At 63.9% G+C, this 17,133-nt stretch carries 22 protein-coding genes; 13 read left to right on the plus strand and 9 right to left on the minus strand.

What is annotated here, in order from left to right:
* The first annotated feature begins 51 nt into the window (after nucleotides 1–51).
* Genes AABD04_RS00435 through AABD04_RS00465 form a run of 7 tightly spaced genes read left to right on the plus strand, consistent with a single transcriptional unit; the run spans nucleotide 52 to nucleotide 6,693 of the window.
* Nucleotides 52–564 (plus strand): GNAT family N-acetyltransferase, encoded by a 513-nt coding sequence (locus AABD04_RS00435; RefSeq protein ID WP_341439816.1) that lies wholly within the window; start codon nucleotides 52–54, stop codon nucleotides 562–564.
* A gap of 26 nt (nucleotides 565–590) precedes the next feature.
* Entirely contained in the window at nucleotides 591–1,478 is an 888-nt protein-coding gene (locus tag AABD04_RS00440; RefSeq protein WP_341439817.1) for a hypothetical protein, read from the plus strand.
* A complete protein-coding gene (locus AABD04_RS00445; protein WP_341439818.1) occupies nucleotides 1,475–3,661 on the plus strand; it encodes a heavy metal translocating P-type ATPase in 2,187 nt (728 codons plus the stop codon). The genes AABD04_RS00440 and AABD04_RS00445 overlap by 4 nt, the downstream gene beginning before the upstream one ends.
* 43 nt (nucleotides 3,662–3,704) lie before the next feature.
* A complete protein-coding gene (locus AABD04_RS00450) occupies nucleotides 3,705–3,938 on the plus strand; it encodes an RNA-binding S4 domain-containing protein (protein WP_032397061.1) in 234 nt (77 codons plus the stop codon).
* On the plus strand, nucleotides 3,935–4,672 hold the full coding sequence (locus AABD04_RS00455) for a class I SAM-dependent methyltransferase (RefSeq protein WP_243595767.1): 738 nt from the start codon (nucleotides 3,935–3,937) through the stop codon (nucleotides 4,670–4,672). The genes AABD04_RS00450 and AABD04_RS00455 overlap by 4 nt, the downstream gene beginning before the upstream one ends.
* Nucleotides 4,669–6,186, plus strand: a complete 1,518-nt coding sequence (locus AABD04_RS00460) for an NAD(P)/FAD-dependent oxidoreductase (RefSeq protein WP_341439820.1) — start codon at nucleotides 4,669–4,671, stop codon at nucleotides 6,184–6,186. Before AABD04_RS00455 ends, AABD04_RS00460 begins: the two co-directional genes overlap by 4 nt.
* Before the next feature lie 51 nt (nucleotides 6,187–6,237).
* Nucleotides 6,238–6,693, plus strand: coding sequence for a GNAT family N-acetyltransferase (locus tag AABD04_RS00465; RefSeq protein WP_341439821.1), 456 nt, complete (start codon nucleotides 6,238–6,240; stop codon nucleotides 6,691–6,693).
* Nucleotides 6,694–6,744: 51 nt separating this feature from the next.
* Here AABD04_RS00465 and AABD04_RS00470 read toward each other — a convergent pair whose 3' ends face one another.
* Both AABD04_RS00470 and AABD04_RS00475 read right to left on the minus strand, forming a co-directional pair.
* A complete protein-coding gene (locus AABD04_RS00470) occupies nucleotides 6,745–6,918 on the minus strand; it encodes a hypothetical protein (protein ID WP_243595770.1) in 174 nt (57 codons plus the stop codon).
* Nucleotides 6,919–6,957: 39 nt separating this feature from the next.
* Entirely contained in the window at nucleotides 6,958–7,407 is a 450-nt protein-coding gene (locus tag AABD04_RS00475; RefSeq protein WP_243595771.1) for an Hsp20/alpha crystallin family protein, read from the minus strand.
* Nucleotides 7,408–7,637: 230 nt separating this feature from the next.
* On the opposite strand from AABD04_RS00475, the gene AABD04_RS00480 reads away from it, so the two are divergent.
* From AABD04_RS00480 to AABD04_RS00490, 3 genes are all read left to right on the plus strand, one after another.
* Nucleotides 7,638–8,129, plus strand: coding sequence for a GNAT family N-acetyltransferase (locus AABD04_RS00480; RefSeq protein WP_341442908.1), 492 nt, complete (start codon nucleotides 7,638–7,640; stop codon nucleotides 8,127–8,129).
* A gap of 70 nt (nucleotides 8,130–8,199) precedes the next feature.
* Entirely contained in the window at nucleotides 8,200–8,544 is a 345-nt protein-coding gene (locus AABD04_RS00485) for an ArsR/SmtB family transcription factor (protein WP_335742628.1), read from the plus strand.
* Nucleotides 8,541–9,008 carry an SRPBCC family protein gene (locus AABD04_RS00490; protein ID WP_341439822.1) on the plus strand — a complete coding sequence of 156 codons (468 nt, stop codon included), beginning with the start codon at nucleotides 8,541–8,543 and terminating at the stop codon, nucleotides 9,006–9,008. Before AABD04_RS00485 ends, AABD04_RS00490 begins: the two co-directional genes overlap by 4 nt.
* A gap of 1 nt (nucleotide 9,009) precedes the next feature.
* Here the strand turns inward: AABD04_RS00490 and AABD04_RS00495 are convergent, their stop codons facing one another.
* From AABD04_RS00495 to AABD04_RS00505, 3 genes are all read right to left on the minus strand, one after another.
* A complete protein-coding gene (locus AABD04_RS00495) occupies nucleotides 9,010–10,029 on the minus strand; it encodes a DUF5914 domain-containing protein (RefSeq protein ID WP_341439823.1) in 1,020 nt (339 codons plus the stop codon).
* A 515-nt stretch (nucleotides 10,030–10,544) separates the two neighbouring features.
* On the minus strand, nucleotides 10,545–10,856 hold the full coding sequence (locus AABD04_RS00500) for an AzlD domain-containing protein (protein WP_341439824.1): 312 nt from the start codon (nucleotides 10,854–10,856) through the stop codon (nucleotides 10,545–10,547).
* Nucleotides 10,853–11,581, minus strand: coding sequence for an AzlC family ABC transporter permease (locus AABD04_RS00505; protein WP_341439825.1), 729 nt, complete (start codon nucleotides 11,579–11,581; stop codon nucleotides 10,853–10,855). The genes AABD04_RS00500 and AABD04_RS00505 overlap by 4 nt, the downstream gene beginning before the upstream one ends.
* A gap of 66 nt (nucleotides 11,582–11,647) precedes the next feature.
* Here AABD04_RS00505 and AABD04_RS00510 point away from each other — a divergent pair, with 66 nt between their 5' ends.
* Nucleotides 11,648–12,205: a helix-turn-helix domain-containing protein gene (locus tag AABD04_RS00510; RefSeq protein ID WP_243595777.1), complete on the plus strand. Its 558-nt coding sequence runs from the start codon at nucleotides 11,648–11,650 to the stop codon at nucleotides 12,203–12,205.
* Nucleotides 12,206–12,490: 285 nt separating this feature from the next.
* On the opposite strand, the gene AABD04_RS00515 is transcribed toward AABD04_RS00510, so the two are convergent.
* The 4 genes from AABD04_RS00515 to AABD04_RS00530 form a co-directional block, all read right to left on the minus strand.
* Nucleotides 12,491–12,877 (minus strand): hypothetical protein, encoded by a 387-nt coding sequence (locus AABD04_RS00515; protein WP_341439826.1) that lies wholly within the window; start codon nucleotides 12,875–12,877, stop codon nucleotides 12,491–12,493.
* A gap of 29 nt (nucleotides 12,878–12,906) precedes the next feature.
* Nucleotides 12,907–13,437 (minus strand): DUF3558 family protein, encoded by a 531-nt coding sequence (locus AABD04_RS00520; protein ID WP_341439827.1) that lies wholly within the window; start codon nucleotides 13,435–13,437, stop codon nucleotides 12,907–12,909.
* 691 nt (nucleotides 13,438–14,128) lie between these two features.
* Entirely contained in the window at nucleotides 14,129–14,521 is a 393-nt protein-coding gene (locus tag AABD04_RS00525) for a hypothetical protein (protein WP_341439828.1), read from the minus strand.
* A 20-nt stretch (nucleotides 14,522–14,541) separates the two neighbouring features.
* Nucleotides 14,542–15,093 (minus strand): DUF3558 family protein, encoded by a 552-nt coding sequence (locus tag AABD04_RS00530; protein ID WP_341439829.1) that lies wholly within the window; start codon nucleotides 15,091–15,093, stop codon nucleotides 14,542–14,544.
* 441 nt (nucleotides 15,094–15,534) lie between these two features.
* On the opposite strand from AABD04_RS00530, the gene AABD04_RS00535 reads away from it, so the two are divergent.
* Nucleotides 15,535–16,794, plus strand: a complete 1,260-nt coding sequence (locus AABD04_RS00535; protein ID WP_341439830.1) for a reverse transcriptase family protein — start codon at nucleotides 15,535–15,537, stop codon at nucleotides 16,792–16,794.
* 50 nt (nucleotides 16,795–16,844) lie between these two features.
* Nucleotides 16,845–17,120: a YrhK family protein gene (locus AABD04_RS00540; RefSeq protein WP_243595784.1), complete on the plus strand. Its 276-nt coding sequence runs from the start codon at nucleotides 16,845–16,847 to the stop codon at nucleotides 17,118–17,120.
* Nucleotides 17,121–17,133 lie beyond the last annotated feature (13 nt).

Consider the following 17,133-nt stretch of genomic DNA (forward strand, 5'->3'; position numbering starts at 1 on the left):
TCGTCGGTCGGGTCGTTCGCGTTACAAAGCGCATCATTTACCGTCGTACGCATGGCTTTTCACCCTCGAATGACATCGACGGGATTCGACCTGCCCGACGGCACCCACTGTGTTCTGCGTGAGGCGGTGGCGTCGGACCTGGAGTCGATCGTGGCGTTGCTGGTCGACGACCCGCTGGGTGTCACGCGTGAGTCCGCCGAAGACATGAGCAGGTATCGGAGTGCATTCGAGGACATTGCTTCGGACCCACGAAACCTGCAGGTAGTGGTGGTGCACGGTGAAGCGGTGGTGGCAACGCTGCAATTGACGGTCATTCCCGGGCTTGCGCGAGCAGGCGCATTGCGGGCACAGATCGAAGCCGTTCGGGTGGACGCGCGGTGGCGCGGCCGGGGACTCGGCGGTGCGCTGATCAGGTGGGCGATCGCTGAGGCCGAGCGGCGTGGGTGTGCTCTGGTGCAGTTGACCTACGACGCCAGTCGAAAGGACGCCCATCGCTTCTACACCCGCCTCGGCTTCGTCGATTCCCACGTCGGCTACAAGATGCACCTCGAACCTACCGCTTAGATACCCTGGGGGGGTAGGGTAGTGATGTGAACTCAGGACGGCAGGAACCCGACGCACCCACCAAGCTCGTCGGCTTTGTCGTCGGGATTGCGTTCCTGTTCCTGGCGGCCCTGTTCGTCGGCGACAAGATCGGACCCGACGCGCAGGCGACGGCAGCAACGCCGCACAGCGACCACGGCGCGCACGATGACACCACTGCCTCGGCCGCAGTGCCTGCCGGGCTGCAGGCGACCCAGGACGGTTACACACTGTCGCTAGATCGGGTCGTCGTCGAATCCGGCGCCGACGTACCGCTCGCCTTCACGATCAACGGACCGGACGGGGCTGCTCTGACCGACTACGACGTCGTGCACACCAAGGAACTGCACCTCGTCGCCGTGCGGCGCGATCTGACGGACTTCCAGCACGTACATCCGACGCGTGACGCGTCGGGAACATGGTCGACGGCTCTCGATCTCAGCAGGCCCGGCCCGTACCGTCTGTTCGCCGACTTCACCCCGGCGGGCGGGGAGAACATCACCCTCGGAGCCGAGCTGACCGTTCCCGGTGACTATCGGCCGCAGCCCCCGAGTACACCAAATGTGACATCGAGTGTCGACGGTTACGACGTGACGCTCGCCGGCGCGGTGGTCGCGGGGGAGGAATCCACCGTCACTCTGACGGTCGATCAGAACGGCCGCGAGGTCACCGACCTGGAGCCGTACCTCGGCGCGTACGGACACCTGGTGGCCCTGCGCGCCGACGACCTCGCCTACCTGCACGTACATCCGGAGGACGGGCCGCCGGGGCCGACGGTCGACTTCATCGTCGACGCACCGACCGCGGGAACATATGCGCTCTATCTGGACTTCCAGCACCGGGGAGTCGTGCACACCGCCGAATTCGTCATCGAGGTAGAAGGGAATCAGGGATGAGTACGGAAACCGAACTGATTCTGGGTGGCATGACCTGTGCGTCGTGCGCCAACCGCATCGAACGCAAGCTCAACAAGCTCGACGGAGTATCGGCGACGGTCAACTACGCCACCGAGAAGGCGCGCGTCACCAGTGACGGCGTGGCCACCGACGAGCTGATTGCGGCCGTCGAAGCCGCCGGCTACACCGCCACTCTTCCCGCGGCCGAACCAGCCGACGAACTCCCCACCGACCCGCTGAAGCAGCGGCTGATCGTCTCGGCGGTGCTCAGCGTGCCGGTGATCGCGATGGCGATGATCCCGGCGTTGCAGTTCACCAACTGGCAGTGGCTGTCGTTGACTCTCGCCGCGCCCGTGGTGGTGTGGGGCGCACTGCCGTTCCACCGCGCGGCATGGACCAACCTTCGGCACGGCACCTCGACCATGGACACCCTCGTCAGCATGGGCACCCTCGCTGCGTTGGGGTGGTCGCTCTACGCACTGTTCTTCGGCACCGCAGGCACACCAGGCATGACGCATCCGTTCGAGTTCACGATCGCGCGGACGGACGGGGCGAGCAACATCTACCTCGAGGCCGCGGCGGGTGTGACCACCTTCATCCTGGCCGGGCGATGGTTCGAGAGTCGGTCCAAGCGTCAGGCCGGGGCGGCGCTGCGTGCCCTCATGGACCTCGGTGCAAAGACGGTTTCCGTACTGAAAGACGGTAGAGAACAACAGATTCCGATCGAGCAGTTGGCCGTCGGCGACCTGTTCGTCGTTCGTCCGGGCGAGAAGGTGGCCACCGACGGCACCGTCGAGAGCGGATCCTCGGCCGTCGACAGATCGATGCTGACGGGCGAATCCGTGCCCGTGGAAGTCGGCGTCGGCGACACCGTGGTCGGCGCGACGCTGAACGTGGGTGGCCGAATCACCGTGCGGACGCAGCGAATTGGTTCCGATACTCAACTCGCCCAGATGGCGAAGGCCGTCGAGGACGCGCAGACCGGCAAGGCGCAGGCGCAGCGATTGGCCGATCGCATCTCCGGGATCTTCGTACCGATCGTCATCGCGATCTCGGTCGCGACGCTCGGATTCTGGCTCGGTGCAGGCAGTTCCGCGGCAGGTGCGTTCACCGCTGCGGTCGCGGTGCTCATCATCGCGTGCCCGTGCGCGCTCGGACTGGCCACACCCACCGCACTGATGGTCGGTACCGGTCGGGCGGCGCAACTCGGCATCCTGATCAAGGGTCCGGAAATTCTCGAATCCACGCGACGCATCGATACTGTCGTGCTCGACAAGACGGGAACCGTCACCACCGGTGAGATGACACTGCAGTCGGTGCACGTGGCCGACGGCGAGGACGAGAACGTGGTCCGTGCCGTGGCAGCGGCGTTGGAATCGGGTTCGGAGCACCCCATCGCCCGCGCCATCGCGGATTCGACCCAGTCCATGCCCGTCGAGGAATTCACCAACCTCGACGGCCTCGGGGTGCAGGGCGTCGTCGATGGTCGCGCCGCGGTCATCGGGCGCCGTTCACTGCTTGCCGACTGGTCGATGCCTCTACCGGCGGAGTTGGCCGACGCCTTCGAGACGGCCGAACATCAGGGCCGTACCGCCGTCGCCCTCGGCTGGGACGGAAGGGCCCGCGGCGTGCTGGTGGTCTCGGATGCGGTGAAGCCGACCTCGAAGCAGGCCGTCGCGGAACTCCGAGCACTCGGCCTGACTCCTGTCATGCTGACCGGCGACAACGAGGCCGCCGCGCGCACGATCGCCGCCGAGGTGGGAGTCGACCAGGTCATCGCCGGTGTCCTGCCGACGGGCAAGGTCGATGCCGTCACCGAACTGCAGGCGTCGGGCAAGGTCGTGGCGATGGTGGGCGACGGCATCAACGACGCGGCCGCGCTGGCCACGGCCGATCTGGGTCTCGCGATGGGTACCGGCACCGATGTGGCGATCGAGGCCAGCGACCTGACGTTGGTGCGTGGTGATCTCCGGGCCGTGGGCGACGCCATCAGGCTCTCCCGGCGCACGCTGAGCACCATCAAGGGCAACCTGTTCTGGGCCTTCGCCTACAACGTCGCGGCGATCCCGCTGGCCGCGGCGGGCCTGCTCAACCCGATGCTCGCGGGCGCTGCGATGGCGCTGTCCTCGGTGTTCGTGGTGAGCAACAGCCTGCGGTTGCGCCGGTTCCGTTCCTCGATGTGACCGGTTGGTAGCAGCGAACGGCTTGCTAGTACAGGATGGAGCCATGTCCGACGCACACGATGTCCCCATCCGCGACGAATCGATCAGACTGGGTCAGTTCCTCAAGCTCGCCAACCTCATCGAATCCGGTGCCGAGGCGAAGGGTGTGATCGCCGACGGTTTGGTCAGCGTCAACGGGGATGTGGACGTGCGGCGCGGACGGCAGTTGCAGCACGGTGATGTCGTATCGGTCCAGGGTGGGCCCTCTGCCCGCGTGAGCAAGGAAGAGGCACTGTGAAGGTCGGTAAGAGCGGACTGCCGCGCAACGAAGTTCCCGGGGCATTCGACGTCGGAGCGAAGGCGTACGACCGACTCGTCGGAGCGAACCCCGGTTACCACGAACACCTGCTCAAGTCGGCCAAGCGGCTGCGGATCCCGAACCTGGGGGCAGGCCTCCGTCTGCTCGACATCGGTTGTGGCACCGGCGCATCCACTGCAGCGCTGCTCGAAGCCGCGCCGCATGCGGAGATCGTCGCCGCCGACGCGTCGGCCGAGATGCTCGACGTCGCGCGGAGCAAGGAGTGGCCGTCGAACGTGACGTTCGTGCACTCACGCGTCGAGGATCTGGCGATGAACGGGGTCGACGGTCCGTTCGACGCCATTCTCGCTGCGTACCTCATCAGGAACGTCGACGATCCGGACACGGAGCTGAAATCGCTTCTGTCGCTGCTGCGTCCGGGCTCGACCATCGCATTCCACGAGTACTCCGTGCATGATTCGCTGCGGGCCAGGATCTCCTGGAACGTGGTGAGCTGGGGCATCATCATTCCGCTCGGCTGGCTGGCGACGCGCGATGCGACCCTGTATCGGCACCTGTGGCGCAGCGTGGTGACTTTTGACGGCGCATCGGCCTTCATGCGGCGGATGCAGCGTGCCGGCTACACCGGTGTCGCCAGAGAAACCATGACCGGTTGGCAGAACGATGTGGTGCACACGTTCCTCGGTTCTCGTCCCGCGGAGGAAGAGCGTTGACCGATTCGAAAAAGGTCACCCATGCTGCCGCGCAGGGCTATTCCAGTGCCGGTCAACTGGCGGACATCCCGCACGTGGTGGTGGTCGGTGGTGGTATCGCAGGTTTGAGTGCTGCGACCGCACTGGCCGAGCGCGGGGTGAAAGTGCACGTGGTCGAGCGCGAGAGCTACCTCGGTGGTCGTGTCGGTGGGTGGGATACCACGCTCGACGACGGCTCGCCCGCGACGATGAGCCGCGGCTTCCATGCGTTCTTCCGGCAGTACTACAACCTCAGAAACCTGTTGCGGCGCACCGATCCGGGGCTGGCCCGGTTGCGTCCGGTCGACGACTACCCGCTGATCGACGGCGACGGTCGAATCGACGGATTCAAGGGGCTGCCGGAGACGCCGCCGCTCAACGCCTTCGCGTTCGTCAAGCGCAGTCCGACGTTCCGGTGGAAGGATCTCACCGACCTCAACGGCATCGCCGCGCTGCCGCTGATGACGGTGAGTGTGCCCAAGACCTTCGACGAGCTGGACACCACTCCGGCCGCAGAATTTCTGCGCAACATCAACTTCCCCGAGGCAGCACGGCACCTGGCGTTCGGAGTGTTCTCCCGAAGCTTCTTCGCCGACCCCGAGAAGATGTCCGCCGCCGAGCTGGCGATGATGTTCCACATCTACTTCCTCGGCTCCTCCGAGGGGTTGATCTTCGACGTTCCCCGTGACCCGTACCCGCAGGCGCTGTGGAACCCGTTAGGGGACTACCTCACCGGTCTGGGCGTCGACATCAGAACCTCCACACCGTGCGGCGAGATCACCCGCGGCGGTTTGCGCAAGTTTCGCGTCGACGCAGGCGGCATCATCGACGCCGACGCGGTGGTACTCGCCACCGACATCGCCGGACTGCAGCGGGTGCTCGAGCAGTCCACGGAGCTCGGGACGCCGGAGTGGCGCGAACAGATTGCGGCCCTGCAGAACACGCCGCCGTTCCTGGTGCACCGAGTCTGGTTGAGCAAGGCCGTCAACGCTGATCGTCCCGCCTTCATCGGCACCGGTGGTATGCCCCCGATCGACAACATCAGTGTGCTCGAACGATTCGAGGACGAGGCGGCGCAGTGGGCTGCCCGCACCGGCGGCTCCGTCGTCGAACTGCACGCCTACGCCGCCGAGGAATCCGAGGAGGTCACCCGGCAGCAGCTGATGGATCGGATGCACGAGATCTATCCGGAAACCGCTGCTGCAGAGGTCGTCGCAGAGCGATCCGAGTGGCGCGACGACTGCCCCATGTTCGGCCTCGGCGCGTTCGCCGAACGCCCGACCGTCCGTACCCCCGAACCCGCACTGGTACTCGCGGGTGACGGCATCCGCATCGACCTGCCGGTGGCACTGATGGAACGTGCGGCCACCACCGGTCTGCACGCTGCCAACACGCTTCTGGCGAGCTGGGGCATCACCGGGCACGACATCGAAACAGTGCCCACCAGTGGACGATTCAAGATGTTCGAAGCCTTGGAGCGGCTTCGCCGCAGGTGAGCGAAACTTCGTAGCAGGGGTCGAATTTCCGTTCACGACAGGGAGGCTGCAGTGGGGATCGAGGCCGACGATCTCACGCGTCCTGAGGTGCATGCCCTGCTCACCGAGCATCTTGCGGACATGCATGCGACGTCGCCGGCCGAGAGTGTGCATGCTCTCGATCTGACAGGTCTGCGTGGACCGGACGTCAGCGTGTGGACTGCCTGGGAGGCAGACGCTCTGCTGGGAATCGTTGCTTTGAAGCAGCTTTCACCTGCTCACGGTGAGCTGAAGTCGATGCGGACCACAAAGGCGGCGCGGGGGCAGGGTGTCGCGTCGCGTTTGCTCGGTCACGCGCTGGAGAACGCGAGGCGACGTGGTTACGAGCGGGTGAGCTTGGAGACGGGAACTCAGGACTATTTCGCCGCCGCCCGCAGGCTGTATGTGCGAAACGGATTCGTCGAGTGCCCGCCGTTCGCGGACTACGTGGTGGATCCATCGAGTGCGTTCTTTTCGTTGTCCCTGTAGATGTTCCGATGAGAAGGGCCGGCACCGAGTGTTCGGTGCCGCCCCTTCTCGTCAGGCTGCCTGCTGTGAATGCGGATAGAGATCGTCGTCGAGAGGTTCTACTCGACATTGATCGAGCAGATCCGCCGTCGAGCACTCGCGCAAGCCCGTCTCGACGCCCACCACCGTGCGCCACCACTGCTCACGGTCGGTCGATTCCGTCCACACCACTGCCTCGGATTGCATAGTGCATCACCCCCATTGCCGTGTCGTGGTCGGTTCGGTTCAGGCCGGCTCGTGTTCGATGGACTTCTGCTCGCTGGGCGACTCGGCGCGAGTGATGTCGATCTTTCGAGGTTTCGCACGCTCGGCGAGCGGAATCGTCACCGACAGAACGCCGTTGTCGTAGGACGCAGCGATGCGTTCGGTGTCGACACCGTCACCGAGTGAGACCTGGCGACGATAGGTTCCGGCGAAGCGCTCCGAGGAAATCCACTGCACACCCGAGCTTTCCGGTGCCGAACGATGCGCGGTGAGCGTCAAGGTGCCGCGATCGACGTCGACGTCGATGGATCCCGGGTCGATGCCGGGCAGATCGGCGCTGAGTACGTAGTGATCATCGACCTTGTACAGATCCATCGGCATGAAACGTGGAGCGCGGTCCGAACCGGAAGAGACACCCAGCATCGCCGAGGCCAGTGAATCGACGTCACGGAACGGATCGAATCGAAGCACAGCAACCACCTCCTGTACGCAGATGCGCTCACCCCTGTGGTGAGGCGCTCCTGAACTGTGCAGAACAAAAATTAGCACTCTCATGTGGTGAGTGCCAAGAGTGTTCTGCTACTTTCTCAGAAAACTTTCAGCACCGATAGTGCTGCGGCGCAGCAGGGGTCGGGCTCGCGGCCCGACTGGCAGACAATGATCGGTCGCGGACTCGACCACCGCTTACACTCACGCTGGTGATGACCATCGTGCCGTACGACGAGCAGTACCGGGCCGAGGTGCTTGCGCTGTCACTTCGCGCGTGGGAACCGGCGTTTCCGCTCGTGCAGGAGTCCGTCCCTCCGTTCGTGTACGACTGTTTCTATCCGGCGGGGTGGAGAGCGCGTCAGTACGACGATCTGGCGGCCGTCGTCGACGACGAACCCGAGAACGTGGACGTTGCTCTGGACGGTGACAGTCCGATCGGCTGGGTCTGCACCCGACTGCACCCCGACGACAACATGGGTGAGATGTATGTCCTCGTCGTCGATCCAGCCCGGCAACGAGACGGTATCGGTCGAGCGCTCATGAAAGGATCGTTCGAAAGGGTGAAGGCAGCCGGACTGCGGATGATCATGGTAGAGACCGGTGATGATCCCGGCCACGCGCCAGCGCGAGCAGCGTACGAGGCGAACGGTTTTCAGCGATGGCCTGTTGCTCGGTACTTCAAGGATCTTGCCGACGGTTCGTAGCGTGGTCGGGTCGGAAGATCCGTGATACTTAGCCCTTGCGCTAAGTATGACTGCAGCGATAGTGTGCCTTATGGCTCAGTATTCGGAAGTTCTCGACGACGTGTTCCAGGCCTTGGCCGATCCGACGCGGCGAGCGGTTCTGGGTCGGCTCGGGTCGGGACCGGCAACTGTGGGGGAGCTCGCCGAACCGTTCGACATGACGTTGCCGTCGTTCATGAAACACATTCGTCTGCTCGAACGCAGTGGCTGGATCAGTACGCGCAAGGTCGGCCGCGTCCGTGCGTGCTCGATCGAGCGAGCCAACTTGGACGTGGCCGGTCACTGGCTGGAAGACCAACGGGCCGTCTGGGAATCCCGGACGGATCGCCTCGAACAGTTCGTCACCGGCTCCTCGAAAGAAAGTGAAGCGCAATGACATCGATCGATCCTGCATTGGACCTGACCATCTCCCGCGTCATCAAGGCTCCACGCGCTGCAGTCTGGAGTGCGTGGACGGACCCGTCGAAATTCGAGAAGTGGTGGGTCCCCGCGCCGGCGTTGTGCGAGTTCGACGCCTGGGATCCTCAGCCCGGTGGTGCCTTCCGAACGCTGATCAGCGAATCCGGTGGCGACTTCGCGCCGCACATCGACGGGTGCTTCCTGGCCGTCGACGACGGTGAGCGCATCGTGTTCACCAACTCGCTCGTCGAAGGGTGGCGGCCGGCACCGCAGCTGTTCATGACCGCGGTGATCACCCTCTCCGACCACCCCCACGGAACCAACTACCACGCCCACGTGATGCACCGCAACGAAGAGGACCGAAAGATGCACGAGGAGTACGGCTTCCACGACGGCTGGGGGACCGTCATCGCACAACTCGCCGAGTTCGTCGAAGGCTAGATCAGGCCCGGCCCTGCGAACGCAACTCGTAGCGTCGCTCGGCGTAGTCGAGATCGTCCTTCCACAACCGTGCAGCGGTGAAGTTCATCGCCGGACGCAGGAGCCCCGCTGCCTTGCGCGCCATCTGGAATCCCGGACGATCCGAGCTGGCGATCGTGGCCTCGATGACGGCGGTGCGCGGGGTGCCGTCGGCTGCGGGGGCAAGTGGCGTCGCGTGCGTTTCGACGACGCTTCCCGCTCCTTCACCGTCGAGGATGCGCATCACGATGGTACGAGGACCTGGGCAGACGAACTCGGCCCGCACCGGAACGCCGATGCCCCGGCTGACGCGGAAGGTCACGTCGACCAAGAAGCGATCGTCCTCGTCGGGCACGTCGATCTCGGTCGGCGCACTGACCACCTTCAGGCGTGCGAACGAGTACGGGTGGAACCACGCGCCGTGCCAGGGATCGAGACGATTGGCGATGATGTCGTCGGGCTCGCATTTGCCGACCAGGGTGACCACGCCGGCGATGGCGGTGGAGGCTGGTGGGCGGATAGGGACCACGGGGACGGGCGTCGGCTCCTCACCGCCGAGCTCGTCGAGTCGCACCCACACCAGAACGCCGTCGTCGAATGCGGGAACCGGACGCCAACCCGTCTTCCCTTTCGGGCCGAGCGCCAGACCGTGCCAGCGACACACCAACGTGTCGCACTCGATCTTCGCGGTATCCAGCGCGGCACCTAGATGCGGACACGCGCCGGGGCCGATGTGCACCTTGCCTGCGGAGTCACGCCAGGCCACGAGTTCGGTAGTGCCGACATAGCGACCGAACGGCTTGTCGGCCTTGACGTCGCGACTGGCGGCGAACACGAACCAGTTACCGGAGGTCCGAGTCTTCGCACGCTTCAATGCGGACTCGATGACCTGCGGATTCGCACCCTTCCAGGTGGGCTCCTGCTTGGCCCACGACTCCGACGGCAGCGGCTGCAACGGCATCGTCTTCGGCCACCGTCGTCGTACTGCATCCAGCGCGGTCATTGCTGCTCCCAAAGTCGACAGTCGATTTCCCGTGTTCCTTCCCCATTGTTCCCGTTCCCCGGTACTCAATGTGACATCTGGTGGCCTTTTCGGGGGTCAATGTCACATCGAGTGGACTTGGGGAGTCAGTGAGCGGGGAGGGAGGGGGCAGTACGGAGATGGTGACCGCATGGGACGGGTGGGTCCGCGCATGCGTCGGCGGTGTCGGGGCTGCTCGAAGCGACTGCTGTCAGTGTCCACAATTTGGTTCGAGGAGCGGGATTCGGTGGTTGCAGAGCAATAGTGGACGCTCAGGTGAGTAGGTTCGGGTATCGATCTCCCGGGATGCCGCGTGTCGATGGATTTGCGAGCCGAGATCGCCAGTACGGCGAATCGGGCGATTGCCGTGTCGGTAGTGCGCGAAGGGTCCGGCGGCGGGGTTGTCTTTGCTCCCGTGCCTTGGTACTCAATGTGACATCTGGTGGCGTTTTCGGGGGTCAATGTCACATCGAGTGGACCAACTGACCGCTGCGGAGTCAGTCGACGCCGATCCAGCGGAGGACGGCAGTGGTCGCTGCCGCCGCGATCACGATGACGACGAAGGGCGCTTTGCGCCAGGCCAGTACGGCGGCAACGGCGACGCCTGCAGGGAGTGCGAATCCCGCGAAGTCCTTGCCCACGAGGAGGGTCGATGTGGCGATCAGTGCCACGAAGATGACGGCGACGGCAGTGGTCATGACCTTGTCGATGCGAGGCGCGATGGTGACTCGGGTTCGGAGTGCCGGCCCTGCGATGCGGAGCGCATAGGTGCCGATGATCAGCGCGATCAGGGGAATCGTGAGGTTCATGCGGATTCCTTCGGTGCTACAGGAGCAGTGGACAGCATGGCCGGGACGACAGCGATCAAGGCCAGGAGCACGGGCAGCCCGCTCGGCAAGAACATCGACGCGACGAGAGCGACACCCGCTCCGAGAAGGGCTGCAGTGCGGGTGGCCTTGTCTCGAAGGGCAGGCATGATCAGTCCCAGCAGAATCGCCGGGAATGCGGCATCGAGACCGAGTGCGGCAGTGTCGGTGATCGCTCCGCCGCCGAGGGTGCCGATCACGACGCCGATGTTCCAGGTGACGAACAGACCGATGCCGCACAGCCAGAACGCTGTTCGACGACTGACCTCGTCCTTTTCGGACACACTGAAGGCCACCGCCTCGTCCGTGATGAGGTGAGTTCCGAGCAGCCGCTTGATCGGCGACAGGTTCTGGAAGACCTCGCCGATGGAGAAGCCGAGCGGAACGAGTCGGGTGTTGGCGAGCAACGCGCTCGCGACGGCGGCAACGGGATTGCCGCCTGCCGCAAGAATGCCGACGAAAATGAACTGGGAGGAGCCCGCGAAGACCACCAGCGACATCACGACCGGCAACCACAGGGGCAGGCCAGCGGCCACCGAGATGGCACCGAACGATGCTCCGACGAGCGCGTCGGCCAGACAGACGAGCGCTATGTCGCGGATGTTGACCCCGCCGAAGTTTCTGAGCCAATTGCTCGAACCGCCTGGGGTTCGCCATGTCGAACGCATGGTCGTTATAGTGGACGATGTTAGGCTGTTCGTCAAATCAAACGCGCGTACCGATGGAGTGAACGAATGGCGGACACCGGACCACCGATTGCGGCCATCGCTGCCGCTCTCCAGCAGGAACGACGACGGGTCGGCCTGTCTCTCGCGGAAGTGGCTCGTCGAGCAGGAATTGCCAAATCGACTCTGTCACAACTGGAATCGGGTACCGGAAACCCGAGTCTCGAGACCCTCTGGGCGCTCAGCGTCACGCTGGACGTGCCGTTCTCCAGACTGGTCGAACCCGCGAAGCAGTCTGTCCGTCTGATCCGTGCGGGGGAGGGGCCGAGATTCGCGTCGGACAGGGCGGACTACTCGGCGACGCTGCTGGCGTCGTCTCCACCGAACGCTCGACGGGACATCTATCTGATCAGCGCGAACGTCGGTGAACCGAGGCGCTCGGACCCGCATTCGCCGGGAGTTGTCGAACATGTGGTGCTCAGTGCCGGGCGGGCGATGGTCGGGCCGATGGGTGAGGCCGTCGAATTGGCTCCGGGTGACTACGTCGCCTATCCCGGCGATGGGCCGCACATCTTCGAGGCGCTCGAGCCGAACACCATGGCAGTGATGATCACCGAACACAGCTGACGTGGGTGGGAATAGTCAGCGAAGGCACCTCGTTGGACTCTTTCGACGGCGTTCGCTTGGCAAGCCCCGGGCCTCACCCCATTTGTCGCTTCGAGCGACCACTCGCCGAGAGGCGTTTGCAGCGGACGTCGTCCCTTACTTTTCGCACCTGTGCGTTCACGACCGCATCCGATCGGAGGCTGTCCGCGCATCGCGGTTGATAGTGAATGCTCAGGTGCGCGACAACCAGCCGTATTCGCGTGCAGGGGACGTGGATCGTGCGTCGCGCAAATTCGAGAGCGCGAGTCAGTTTTCTGGAGTGAGCGCGGTGATGCTCGCAGTTGTCTGGTCGTCGGAAGCCTCGGTCTCGTTGAAGTAGCGACGAAAGAGCATCCGCATCGATTCGATGACGTCGATGTGCTGCTGAAGAATCACGTCGAGTGACCGATCGGTGCCGGTGGCCTTCTTGAGGAATTTGTCGCGCAGGTCCTGGGCGGACTTCAAGTCGCCCCAGTCTTTCGCTTCTGCCAACGCGAGCGCGTCGATCTGCATCTTCTCGAGGTGCGCGAGGTAAGTGACACACGCCGCGTCGCACTTGGCAGCGACGTCAGCGGGAATGGCCATGGTGCCTTCGTCGGCTTGGGCATTGAGGTCCCGCCAGTACGTGAGCAGGTCCGGTTGGGAATCGGCCACGAGTTCGACGCCTTTCGTATCGGGGTGGTCTAGGTGGGAAGTTCGGAATCGAGAGCGGCCACGACCGCGTTTAACTCGGTGCACGGGTCGTACGGCGGGTTGCCAACCTGTGTGCCCGTGATTATTGTCGCCCTGATCAATTCAGCACCTGCGACGAAGGCGACACCGCAGTTCAGAGCTGCATCGGCCGCAAGTTGTTGGTACTGCGTGGCGTCGCGTGTGCCCACCCGGACAGGTTGAAGTCGATCGAAGTAGCTCGGATCGTCGACAAAGTCCAAGGTCTCGAAACCGACGAAAACACGCACGTAATACTTGCTACTCGGCGGCCGGCTTTCCCATCCGCATATCTTGAATCCGTTCTGATCGCGGCCGAACACCCCCGACTCCTTGGTGCCCACATTCAATCCCGCTCGCTCGATGGCCTCGTCGGGGATGGTGCATGGGTCCCAGGGCGTCGGCGCGGGGTTGGTCGTACTAGCCACCGCACTCGATGTCGCTGTGGCGAGGGCGTCACCATCGGTGGTGCTCGCGCAGCCCGCGAGCAGTAGAAGTGCTGCCATCGCCGGCGTCCATCGTTGTGCCCTGCCCATTGCTCTTGTCCGTTCCTCGAGAACACCTAAGTGCTTGGACGCACGCCGGCGGGCAACGGTTCCCGGGACGGGCGAGGTGCCCGCTTACGCGCCTGACGCTGGATTCACGCCGGTAGTGGGGATCCACACCTCTTCGACGGGGTGTACTTGACGATCCTGGGCGTGGATCGAGGGGTCGGCCATCGTAGACACAGCGCACGCCGCAGTTGGTATGGCTGACCCACGGATTTTTCGTAGTGCGCGCGTCACTGTGCCGCGTCGATGAAACAGATTCTATGACTGCATGATTCGACAGGATGCAGTTGCGGTTCGGCTCCACGATGTTCGGAAGGTGCATGGTGAGGGCTCGCGTGCGGTGACAGCTCTCGACGGGGTGACGATGGACTTCGAGCGGGGGAGTGTTTCAGGCGTTCAATCTGGTGGGCTCAACTGACCGCTGCGCAGAACGTCGAACTGCCCGTGCGGTTCGCCGGTCGCCGGGTCCCGGCGAGGGAGGTGACGGCAGCCTTGGCCGATGTCGGGCTCGGGGATCGTGCGTCGCATCGTCCTGACGGGTGGTCGCGGGGTTCGGCCCTCGCGCTGGTGGCAACCGTGACAGTGACCCGACGCGTGCTTCGGGTGCGGGCGGGATAGCCGGGGGTCCGGCGACAGCGGCGGTCTATCAGTTCTTCGGAGTGAGTGCGGTGATGTTCGCAGACGTCTGGGCATCGGCAGCTTCGGTCTCGTCGAAGTAGCGACGAAACAGCATCCGCATCGATTCGATGACGTCGATGTGCTGCTGAAGAATCACGTCGAGTGACCGATCCGTACCGGTGGCCTTCTTGAGGAATCTGTCGCGCAGGTCCTGGGCGGACTTCAAATCGCCCCAGTCTTGAAATTCGCCCAGCTGGGCCGCCTGTGCCTGCATCTTTTGAAGGTGAGCGAGATAGGTGACACAGGCTGCGTCGCAATTTGCGGCGACATCGGGGGGAATGGTGATCGTGCCGGCGTCGGCTCGGGCATTGAGTTCTTGCCAATGTGCGATGAGGTTCGGCTGGGCGTCGGTCACAGTCACGGCATCCTTTGATCGAAGATCTAGCTGGGAAATTCGGGATCGAGCTTTGTGACCACGGAGTTGAGCTCCATGCACGGGTCGTACGCCGGTTTGCGGACGAGTGCGCCAGTGATCCAAGTTGCTCTTATCAATTCCGGTCCGGCGGTGAACGCGACACCGCAGTTGCGCGTCGAATCGGCATTGACCTGCTGATACTGGATGGCGTTGCGAGTGCCCACTCGCACGGGCTGGAGTCGATCGAAAGTACTCGGTTCGTCGATGTAGTCGATGCTTTCGAGCCCGACGAAGATCGAGAAGTAGTACACACCGGTTGGTGCCTGGTTCTCCCAACCACAAATCTTGAATCCGTATTGATCGCGTCCGAAGATTCCCGACTCCTTCGTCTCCACGTTCAATCCCGCTCGCTCGATGGCCTCGTCGCGGATGGTGCAGGGATCCCACGGCGTAGTGGCGGCCGCGACGGTGGTGCTGGTTTCCGTTTCCGGCGACGCGGCAACTTCGGTGGTGCTCGCGCAGCCCGTGGCGATCAGCAGCACCGCCATCGCCGGCATCCATCGTTGTGCCCTGCGCATTGCCTCACCCATTTCTCGCGAATGTCTACGGTCTTGGACGCGGCGGAGCTCCTGATGGTTCCACTACCTTCGCTTCGGACTTAGGCGTTCGGAATCGGCGTCGATCGGCGGGTAGTTGCGCGCGGTGGACGATAGTGAACCAGCAGGTGCGGCCGCAGCTCTACGACGATTGTCATGGGCACCGTGGAATCAATCTTTCCCTGACGGTCCCGCTGACAGATCTACCTCCCTTTGGCATGGTGGAGGGATGCAGCGGCGCGTGGGCGAGAGTTGGTCCACGAGACCGGTCTCAGGGGTAACCCCTGGGTACATCATGAAAATCGAGCACTGCGTCCGAAGCTGGTCCGCACGCTCCGCGTGCTTGGCAGCTCCGAGGACGAAAGATTTCGGTCGCCCCGCGCCGTTGCATGTCACAGCGTTGCACCCGATCAGTAGCCATCCATGACCGAGCCGGAATTCACCCCGCGAGCAGCTGCGACACTGGCGCGCCTGGCTGCCGATGCCGAATGGACGCGGTCGGGACTCGAGGAGGCGTTCGAGCCACTCGTCCCGGCCAAGGCGTCGTGGTTGGCAGATCGGGTCGTCAATCTGTATCCGAGTCCGCCGTTCGACGAGGCGTCGATTTTCGTTCTGCTGCGCGACCTTCCGTTCATTCCGGAGCCGTCGGTATCGTCACAGAGACCGACTCGCAACAGTGACAAGCCCTGGCGATTCGAGGTACCGCGGTACGAGACCACCGGCCAGCTCGCGCGGTCGCTGGATCTGACGATCTCGGAAATCGAATGGTTCGCCGATCTGCAGGGCAGGCTGCGCACCGCGCCGTTTCCGTTGCAGCACTATCGGTCTGCGCGACTCGACAAGCGTAAGGGCGTCCGCTTGCTGGAGGTGCCGAAACCGCGTCTGCGGGAGATTCAACGAAAGATACTGCGCCGCATCCTCGATCGAATTCCCGCCCACGCGGCCGCGCACGGCTTTCGCAACGCGCGCAGTCCGCGTACCTTCGCGATGCCGCATTCCGGACGCGACGTGGTGATCTCGGTGGATCTCCGACGCTTCTTCCCGTCCATCGGGTTCGATCGAGTGGTCGCGATCTTCGAGGCCGTGGGCTATCCGCGAACGGTCGCAGCCACACTCGCGGCACTGTGCACGACGGTCACCCCGGCATCCGAATTGATCGGGATGGACCGTCCTACTGCGGCGAGGCTACGCACCACCCACCTACCGCAGGGCGCGCCCACGTCCCCCGCCCTGGCGAATCTGGCTGCGCGACAACTCGATATCCGAGCCGCAGGCCTGGCCCGGTCCGTCGGCGCCCGCTACAGCCGATACGCCGACGATCTGGCGTTCTCCGGTGGTGCAGACATCGATGTCGACCGACTGCTGTGGCTGATTTCCCAGATAGCCCACGACGAAGGCTTCACGATTCACCCCGACAAGACCCGGATCCGGCGCGCACATCAGCGGCAACAGCTCACCGGACTCGTCGTCAACTCGTGGCCGGCAGTACCCCGACAGGAATACGACGATCTCAGGGCGCTGCTGCACAACTGCATCACCACCGGTCCTGTCGAGCAGAATCTCCAGGATCGCAACGACTTTCGAGCGCATGTCTACGGACGAATTGCCCGAATCGGTGAGACGAACGAGACCCGTCGGGCGAAGCTGCTGAACATGGCAACGCAGGTCCAGTGGTTCGAGTAGCTGAATTGGGGTAGGCGAATTCAACATACTCATCTTCCCCAGGAGCCGCTATGAACGACCTGACCTTCACCATCGGACACGAGGAACTGGTGATCCGGCAGCGATGGGAAGTCGTCAGCATCATCAACGACATTCTCGTTGCCGTCTGGTTCATCATCGGCAGCATCCTGTTCTTCCACGAGAGCACCACTGTGGCCGGCACGTGGTTGTTCCTCCTCGGAAGTATCGAACTGCTCATTCGGCCGCTGATTCGCCTCGCCCGACGCGTGCACCTGACGAGAATCGGGCGCGGCCGGTCGGCCTCGGACAGCGACGAGGACTACTGACCAGTGGCCCGAT

The organism is Rhodococcoides navarretei (assembly GCF_038069675.1).
Classification (GTDB): Bacteria; Actinomycetota; Actinomycetes; order Mycobacteriales; family Mycobacteriaceae; genus Rhodococcoides; species Rhodococcoides navarretei.